This window comes from Mycobacterium sp., from assembly GCF_049281135.1.
Taxonomy (GTDB): domain Bacteria; phylum Actinomycetota; class Actinomycetes; order Mycobacteriales; family Mycobacteriaceae; genus Mycobacterium.
Genome location: NZ_JBAPRN010000680.1, coordinates 1 through 5,625, shown reverse-complemented (window position 1 = coordinate 5,625; position 5,625 = coordinate 1). Strand labels below are relative to the sequence as shown.

Here is a 5,625-nt window from a genome sequence, read left to right as displayed (position 1 = left end):
GAGCCTGCGAGTACATCGCCCATTGCCTTGACGGCACGCAGATCGGTGTCCGCGGCGGCCACGAAGTCGTTGTCGAAGTCGTGTCGGTAGGCAAGGTGGATGACACCGTCAGCCGCGGCGGCCGCGGCGCGTAGACCGTCAAGATCGTCTATGTCACCACGGTGCGCGTCGGCGCCCATGGCGGTCAACGCGGCCGGCGGCTCGCACATCAGTGTCGTCCGCCCCGATCTCACGGCGATTCCGCTCGAAGGCGTCGAGCCCAGCCACGTTGTGGTGGCGTGCCGTGCCGACGACCGCAGCCGACTCGTCGCGGCCTTTCGCAAGCTCGCCGAAGCTCATATCACCGCGCCGGCGTGATCAGCGAAGTTGGGCGCCGAGCTCCGAAATGACCTCGCGGGTGCGCCGTTTGGAGGCGACCAGCTCGTCGCGGTTCTCGCCGATCGGCAGCAGCCGCACCGACAGGTCGGTTACCCCGGCGTCGGCGAAGCGTTTCATCCGCGCCAGGATGGCCTCCTCGTCACCTGCGGCGCAGATGTCCCCGACATCGCGGGCATCGCCGTAGTCGAGCAGCCGCTGATAATTCGGCGACACCTCGGCTTCGCCGAGGATCCGGTTGGCTCGCTCACGTGCCGCGTCGACTTCATTTGCCGCGCAGAGGCATACGGGTATGCCCGCGACGATGCGCGGCGCGGGCCGGGCGGCGTTGTCGGCGGCCTTGGTGATCCGCGGCACGACATGCTCGGCGATCGATCGCTCGTCGGCCATCCAGAGCACCGTGCCATCGGCGCGCTCGCCTGCCAGAGCCAGCATCACCGGGCCAAGTGCTGCGACGAACACCGGCAGCGGCGCCACCGGGGCGAGGTCGTTCGGGTTGTGCACGGTGAAGTGTTCGTTCTCAACGTCGATCGGCCCGGGCCCGGCGAACGCCGCCTGCAGCACTTCGAGGTAGTCGCGGGTGTATGCGGCCGGCTTCTCGTAGGGCAGGCCCAGCATGTCATGGATGATCCAGTGGTGCGATGGTCCGACGCCCAGCGCCAGTCGTCCGCCGGTGGCGGCATGCGTCGATAACGCCTGACGCGCCAACGCAATCGGATGCTGCGCCTGCAGCGGGACGACCGCGGTGCCCAACTCGATGCGGGTGGTGCGGGTACCCATCAGCGCGACCGCCAGCAGGGCATCAAAGTCGTTGGGCACCTGCGGGATCCACGCGGTGTCCATGCCCGCGGTCTCGGCCCACTCGATATCGGCGAGCATCCGGGAAACCTTGCGCGCGGAATCGCCACGTTCGGCGCCGATCATTACTCCGAGACGCACGAGTCCTCCAAAGTATCGTTATCTATCAACGATAACGTACTTGCCGAAAAAGAGAATGCCAATACCGTGCGTCTGACCAGGCGCAATGGGCTACGCGTGACAGAGAATCTCGCCATGCGGCACGGCCAGCCAGCCATCCGGCGCGGCAGCCCAGTCCCGCCACGCCGAGGAGATCTCGTCGAGTTCCGCGGTGGTGGCCATCTCCGACTCGACCAGCTGTCGCGACAGGGCCGACTCGACGATCCGGTCTGCCCACATCCCGCCCCACCAGTCACGGGTCTCCGGCGTGGCGAAACACCACAGGCCGCCGGTCGGCGTGATGTCGTCGAACCCGGCGTGCTGCGCCCACGACAACAGCCGCCGGCCCGCCTCGGGTTCGCCACCGTTGGCCCGCGCCGCCGCGGAGTACAGCGCCAACCACCGGTCCAGCTGCGGGAGCTGGGGGAACCAGGTGAACCCGGCGTAGTCCGCGTCACGCGCGGCGACAATGCCGCCCGGCTTACACACCCGCCGCATCTCGCGCAGCGCCTGCACCGGGTCGGCCACGTGCTGCAGCACCTGATGGGCGTGGACGATGTCGAAGGTGTCGTCGGGCAGGTCGAGCGCATGCACGTCCGACGTCACGAAATCAATGTTCGACTGACCGCGCGTCTGCGCCTCGGTGCGCGCCAAATCCAAAGCTTCCGAGGTCATTTCGACGGCGGTGACCCGTCCGGGCGCGACCCTGGCGGCCAGGTCGACGGTGATGGTCCCGGGGCCGCAGCCGACGTCGAGCACCGACATGCCCGGTCGCAGATGCGGCAGCAGATAAGCGGCTGAGTTTTCCGCCGTGCGCACTCGATGCGAGCGCAGCACCGACTCGTGATGCCCGTGGGTGTAGACGGCCTGGTATTCACCGGTCATGGTGCGACCTCCTTGCGATGGAATCCTGTTCGACCTCAAGGCTACCGCCGCCTATTCCATAATACGAAACTTCTGTCTCATATTATGAGACAGATTAGCTGACTGGGACGTCGAGGATCGGCCGCTGGACTCCGGCGCCCGAACCGTCGAAATGCCACCACTCACCCGAGTACACCGACAACCCGCCGGCACTCATCGCGTCGCGCAATCGGCCCCGGTTGGCCTGCTGGGCGGCGCTGACGCCATCGGTGGCGAACGCCGTTGCCCGGGGCGAGAAGTCGTCGAAGTCGGTGCCCATGTCGACAAGGCAACGCGGGCACTGCTCGTTGACGTTGGCCAGCGTCACATCGACCGAGCGGCCAGACTCGTGGCTTTTCGCATAGTTGCCGGGTTTGGCCACCCACGCCGGGTTCGGCACAATGCCAAACATCTTGACTTGCACGTCGTGTGGGCGATAGCAGTCCCAAAAGACGAGAACGTTGCCTTGCGGGGCGAGCACCTTCGCGGCGGTCGCCAGACCCGGAGCCATCGATTCGTGCACCAGACAGCGAGCATTGGCTGGGTAGAGCTGCGTATGGGTGAAGTTGTCAGACGTCGCATAACGCAGGTCGATCAGCGCGTTCGGGACAACGGACCGCACGTCGACGAATCCCGCTGCGCGCGCTTCGGGACCCAGCGGCGGCACGTCGGCGTTCGCGCGCACTCCGCCGCTCGCCGCAGAGAGCAGGACAAGGGCAACGAGGAGCCGAAGCATGGGATCAGTATGCGACTGCTGCTTCAGCTCCAGTCGATGGCCGCGGCGCGTTGCCGGACGCCCTCGACTCGGGCCGCGATCTGAGCGGCAACCGCATGCTGCTCGTGTTCCATTGTCCTGGCCAGTGTTTCGGCCTCGGCCACGATCTGCTTGAGCAGATCTCGGTGGTCTTCGATCATCGTGATCGTCGCGTTCCTGATCGCCACCACCGCGGAACCCCGGGCCTCCGACGGGGAAAAGCCCGAGGAGAGCAGCGGCGGCAGCGCCTGACGTTCGAAATCCGTCATATCGCGGGACAAGTGGACGTTGAACGTCGCTCGATAGGGATCGCGATCGTCGAATTCAACGCTACGTATCTTCAGTGGGTCCACGGCCGTTCCTTCTGTCGGCGAGGGCGGCCTGCGCCCACGTCACGCCGAATTACATATGTGTAGTTTACCCGCGTTTTCGAGTGGGTGCGAAAGCCCGACTTATGCTGACGAAAGCCTGTCGACGCGTCGAAGGAGACGGTCATGACCGTCGGTACCGCTCTACCCAGTGTTTTCGACGCCGATCTGCCCACGCTGAGCTACAGCGTCGACGAAACCCCGGCAGCGGTCTATCCCCGCTTCCGGGCAGCTCAACAGCAGGCGCCCATCGCCATAGGTCCGTTGGGGCCCGAGGTGCTCTCCTACCACCTCGTCCGCGCCGTGCTGCGCGACGACCGGTTCCAGATCCCGCCCGGCATCGTTTTGCAGGCTCAAGGCGTCACCTCGGGTCCGTTGTGGGACAAGGTGATCAACAGCTTGCTCTGTGTGGAGGGCGAGACGCATCGTCGGTTACGCGGTCTGTGCTCGAAGGCGTTCACCCCTCGAACCGTTGCGCGCCTGCACAACGCCATGGTCGACGTGATCAACGATTTGGTCGACCAGGTCGCCGACAGCGGCTGCTGCGACGTCGTCGCCGACATCGCGCGCCCCTATCCCGTTCCGATCATCTGCGCGCTGCTTGGCGCACCCCGCGAAGACTGGCGGCGATTCTCGTTGTGGGCCGACGACATCTTTCAAGCGTTCTGCTTCTCCGCCGACATCCGACAACTCGAGCCCGCGGTCATGCGGGCATGGGGCGAGCTCGACGACTATGTCGACGATATGGTCGCCCATCGTCGGCGCAGCCTTACCGACGACCTGCTCTCTGACCTCATCCGCGCCGAGGACGATGGAGATCGGCTCGACGCCGCCGAACTGCGCATGCTCGCCGGCGGCCTGCTGCTGGCGGGAACCGACACCACCCGCAACCAGGTGGCCGCATCCGTGCAGGTGCTCTGCGAGCACCCCGATCAGTGGGAGCTGCTCAGGGAAAATCCCGAGTTGGCGATGCACGCGGTGGAGGAGACCATGCGCCACTCGCCGATCGCGGGCGGGACGCTGCGCCGCGTCGTCGACGACGTGGAGCTCGACGGATATCTCTTCCCGGCCGGAACCATGGTACTGATGAATACCTTTGCGGCCAATCGTGATCCGACGGTCTACGACGATCCGGATCGTGTCGACATCACCCGCGAGGGGGCGCCGGCGATATTGACCTTTGGCGGCGGCGTGCACTACTGCCTGGGAGCCAATCTGGCCCGGCGGGAGATCGCCGAAGCGCTGAATGTGCTGACCAGGCGACTGCGCAACCCGCGAATTGCCGGGCCGGTGCCCTGGAAACCGATCGTCAGCCTGAGCGGACCGAAAAGTCTGCCCATCGAATTCGACTAGCTCCTGGTGACCAACGTAAGGACGGAAGTGACATGAGCTCAGCCGAATACGGCGCAATCGGAGTGCAAAATCGAACCCGTACCCTCTTCGGTCAGGTCATGTGGTCGGTGGCCACCACCGCCGGTCTATTCGCACTCGGCGCCTACCTAGGCCGCAACCTCGGCAATGGCCTGGCGCTCGTGTTCTACCTTCTGGCGTTCGTCTGCCTGATCGGCATGCGGTTCGCCATCCGCAGCTCCGCCGGTTTAAGCATGACGCTGCTGTTGGGTGTCGGGTTGCTGATGGGGCTGGGGACGTCGCCGATGCTGACCTACTATGCCGAGGCCGACCCCCAGGCGCTCTGGGAGGCAGGCGCAGCGACGGCACTGTTCGTCGCCGGCTGCGGCGCCTTCGGTTACGCCACCCGCACCGACCTGTCCGGTGTTGCGCGCGTCGGCTTTTGGGCATTGCTTGCCCTCATCGGATTCGGCGTCGTGTTGATCTTCGTGCACATTCCCGGCGGCGCGGTCATCTACTCGATCCTCGGGCTGATCATTTTCGCAGGCCTCACGATGGTCGACTTCCAGCGGCTCCGCCGATCGACAGACATGGATTCAGCACCGCTTATCGCCGCATCGATCTTCCTGGACGCCCTCAACGTGTTCCAGTTCTTCCTACAACTGTTCGGGGGCAGGGGTCGGGACTGAGAGCCACGCGCCGCCCTCGAAGCAGCAGTCGGTTCGGACGTTATGGCCGCTAGGTGGAGTCGCGAATGAAGCGTCTATGCAATTCCTCCGTGAGGACATGGATCTGGCGGGTCAAGTCGGTGTTGCTCTGGAGCTCAACTTCCTGAACTTCAAAATCGTGGTCGGCTTTGGCCTGTTGGAAGGCGGCTTGGCGGTTCTGGGCGATCATGACGAACGTCGACAAGAAGAT

Annotated in this window: 7 protein-coding genes and 1 pseudogene; 3 read left to right on the top strand and 5 right to left on the bottom strand. The window is 65.1% G+C overall.

The window, feature by feature from the left end; genetic code table 11:
* Positions 1-198 precede the first annotated feature (198 nt).
* Positions 199-357, top strand: a pseudogene (locus tag WAN02_RS27455) (LysR family transcriptional regulator); the annotation flags it as partial.
* Here WAN02_RS27455 and WAN02_RS27450 read toward each other — a convergent pair.
* The 4 genes from WAN02_RS27450 to WAN02_RS27435 all read right to left on the bottom strand — a co-directional run bounded on the left by WAN02_RS27450 (position 358) and on the right by WAN02_RS27435 (position 3,342).
* Positions 358-1,314, bottom strand: coding sequence for an LLM class F420-dependent oxidoreductase (locus WAN02_RS27450; RefSeq protein WP_422268335.1), 957 nt, complete (start codon positions 1,312-1,314; stop codon positions 358-360). It abuts the pseudogene before it with no gap.
* A 90-nt stretch (positions 1,315-1,404) separates the two neighbouring features.
* Positions 1,405-2,217 (bottom strand): class I SAM-dependent methyltransferase, encoded by an 813-nt coding sequence (locus WAN02_RS27445; RefSeq protein ID WP_422268333.1) that lies wholly within the window; start codon positions 2,215-2,217, stop codon positions 1,405-1,407.
* 94 nt (positions 2,218-2,311) lie between these two features.
* The gene (locus WAN02_RS27440) at positions 2,312-2,971 is read right to left on the bottom strand and encodes a M15 family metallopeptidase (RefSeq protein ID WP_422268331.1); all 660 of its coding nucleotides are present in this window, start codon (positions 2,969-2,971) and stop codon (positions 2,312-2,314) included.
* 23 nt (positions 2,972-2,994) lie between these two features.
* The gene (locus WAN02_RS27435; protein ID WP_422268329.1) at positions 2,995-3,342 is read right to left on the bottom strand and encodes a hypothetical protein; all 348 of its coding nucleotides are present in this window, start codon (positions 3,340-3,342) and stop codon (positions 2,995-2,997) included.
* Positions 3,343-3,483: 141 nt separating this feature from the next.
* On the opposite strand from WAN02_RS27435, the gene WAN02_RS27430 reads away from it, so the two are divergent.
* Together WAN02_RS27430 and WAN02_RS27425 are read left to right on the top strand one after the other, a co-directional pair.
* Positions 3,484-4,710 carry a cytochrome P450 gene (locus tag WAN02_RS27430; protein WP_422268327.1) on the top strand — a complete coding sequence of 409 codons (1,227 nt, stop codon included), beginning with the start codon at positions 3,484-3,486 and terminating at the stop codon, positions 4,708-4,710.
* Between the two features lie 32 nt (positions 4,711-4,742).
* Positions 4,743-5,396, top strand: coding sequence for a Bax inhibitor-1/YccA family protein (locus WAN02_RS27425; RefSeq protein WP_422268325.1), 654 nt, complete (start codon positions 4,743-4,745; stop codon positions 5,394-5,396).
* A 49-nt stretch (positions 5,397-5,445) separates the two neighbouring features.
* Here the strand turns inward: WAN02_RS27425 and WAN02_RS27420 are convergent, their stop codons facing one another.
* Complete coding sequence (locus WAN02_RS27420) at positions 5,446-5,619, bottom strand: DUF1003 domain-containing protein (RefSeq protein ID WP_422268337.1); 174 nt, start codon at positions 5,617-5,619, stop codon at positions 5,446-5,448.
* Positions 5,620-5,625 lie beyond the last annotated feature (6 nt).

Excerpts from the sequence above, each read along its gene's own strand:
- WAN02_RS27445 (WP_422268333.1), bottom strand. The coding sequence starts at position 2,217 with ATGACCGGTGAATACCAGGCCGTCTACACCCACGGGCATCACGAGTCG.
- WAN02_RS27425 (WP_422268325.1), top strand. The coding sequence starts at position 4,743 with ATGAGCTCAGCCGAATACGGCGCAATCGGAGTGCAAAATCGAACCCGT.
- WAN02_RS27440 (WP_422268331.1), bottom strand. The coding sequence starts at position 2,971 with ATGCTTCGGCTCCTCGTTGCCCTTGTCCTGCTCTCTGCGGCGAGCGGC.
- WAN02_RS27430 (WP_422268327.1), top strand. The coding sequence starts at position 3,484 with ATGACCGTCGGTACCGCTCTACCCAGTGTTTTCGACGCCGATCTGCCC.